General features: G+C 35.2%; 2 protein-coding genes. Both read right to left on the reverse strand.

The annotated features are described in order from the left end of the window. Positions 1 to 157 precede the first annotated feature (157 nt). Positions 158 to 1,126 carry an NAD(P)/FAD-dependent oxidoreductase gene (locus STRDD10_RS06520; RefSeq protein WP_067194107.1) on the reverse strand — a complete coding sequence of 323 codons (969 nt, stop codon included), beginning with the start codon at positions 1,124 to 1,126 and terminating at the stop codon, positions 158 to 160. Positions 1,127 to 1,364: 238 nt separating this feature from the next. Beyond that, on the reverse strand, positions 1,365 to 1,804 hold a 440-nt coding region (locus tag STRDD10_RS11150; protein WP_067194109.1), incomplete at its 5' end, for an IS630 family transposase.

Below are 1,804 nucleotides of genomic sequence, written 5' to 3' on the forward strand. Positions count from 1 at the left end.
CTATTTCTTCGTTTGTAAGTTTCATAACTACTATTGTAAGATGTTTTTTGATTTTAGTCTAGTATAAAAACTAAATGACTATAGAATCTAAAAAATAAGAAAACACACGAAAATGATTCGTGCGCTTTTGTTGTCAAGAATTAAATTAATTAACATCTTATAAGCTTGTTGAATGTTTGGGTTGGGTCTTTTGTTCTGGGTAAATGGAACTGATTGCGTTATTCACAGCAGTAGGCGCTTCGCCTAGTCCAGTAGCAATAAGATCAATTTTTCCATCATAATAGCAACAGTCCCCAGCAGCGAAAATTCCAGGGATAGAACTTTCCATTTTGCTGTTAACCTTAATCTTATGCCGAACTAAATCTAACCCCCACTGTTTTAGGTTGCCAACAGATGATTTGAAACCGTAGTTGACAAATAGGTGGTCAACAGGGATATGTAAGTTTTCATCAGATTTGACTTTGCTGATTTCGAGGTGTGTTAACTGGCCATTTTCTTCAATCAGTTGATTTGGGATAAAAGGGGTTTTGATAGTAACCGAAGAGTTTTTCAATGCTTCAACGCTATGCTCCATCGCACGGAAGTTATCTCTACGATGGATGAGAGTTGTTGGAGCGATTTTCTCAAATGCCAAAGCCCAGTCAACAGCAGAGTCTCCGCCCCCTAATATGACGATGTTTTTCCCAGTATATTGTTGGATATTGGATACATGATAGTGAATATTATCAAATTTTTCAACATTATCCAATTCTAAAGGGCGAGGTTTAAAAGCTCCACCCCCCATAGCGATAAGAACTGTCCGTGTTTGGTAAGTTCCTTTATTTGTTACCAAATGAAAACTATCTTCTTTTTTAGTAATGTCTTGAACGGTTTCATTAAGACGAATAGGGGTATGAAAAGGAGATAATTGTTCTAACAAACGATTCGTTAATTCTTCTCCATTTATAGATGTGAAGGCAGGTATATCAAGAATCTGCTTTTCTGGGTATAGGATAGCAGGCTGTCCTCCCACTTGAGGAAGGGAATCAATGATTTGAACCTTAGCTTGTCTCAAATGTGCATAAAAAGCAGCAAAAAGTCCAGTTGGACCAGCACCAACGATGGTAATATCATAAATATCAGACATAAATACTCCTTAAGAATTATCACTATACCTATTGTAACATAAAACGAAGAAGAGTGAAACTCTGGCTAGATCATGATCAAAAAACGAATGGTTATGGTAAAAAAATTGAGAAATCATGGTTTAAAATTCGGAATTTTTCTATAATGATTACAATTAGAAAGACAAACTATAAGAAAAGTCAGTAGTTTTATCTGAAATAATTATTGTTTCAATCTTGATAGTTTAATACTCAATTGTTTTAAAAAAGCAACTTTGTCCATTGTCTACTGACAGTGGACTTTAAAACATTTTTTTCCAATCCTTGAATAACTTCTTGAAGCTTATCAATGACAGCTTCCAATGTTTGGAATGCCTTATTTTTAAAACCTCGTTTTCGAATTTCTTTCCAGACTTGTTCAATAGGGTTCATTTCTGGTGTATCAGGTGGGATAAAAGCCAACTCAATATTACTTGGAATCTCTAAGGTACTTGATTTATGCCATATAGCATTATCCATTACAAGTAAAATATAGTCATTTGGATAAGCTTGTGAAACTTGCCGTAGAAATTCATTCGTCCAATCAGTATTGCATCCTCCAGCAATAAGGAAAAAGGAATCACCTGTCTGAGCATCTACTGCCCCATAACAATAGCGATATTCTCGCATATAATGACTAGGAATGCTAGGTCGAATTCCTT

The organism is Streptococcus sp. DD10, assembly GCF_001578805.1.
GTDB lineage: Bacteria > Bacillota > Bacilli > Lactobacillales > Streptococcaceae > Streptococcus.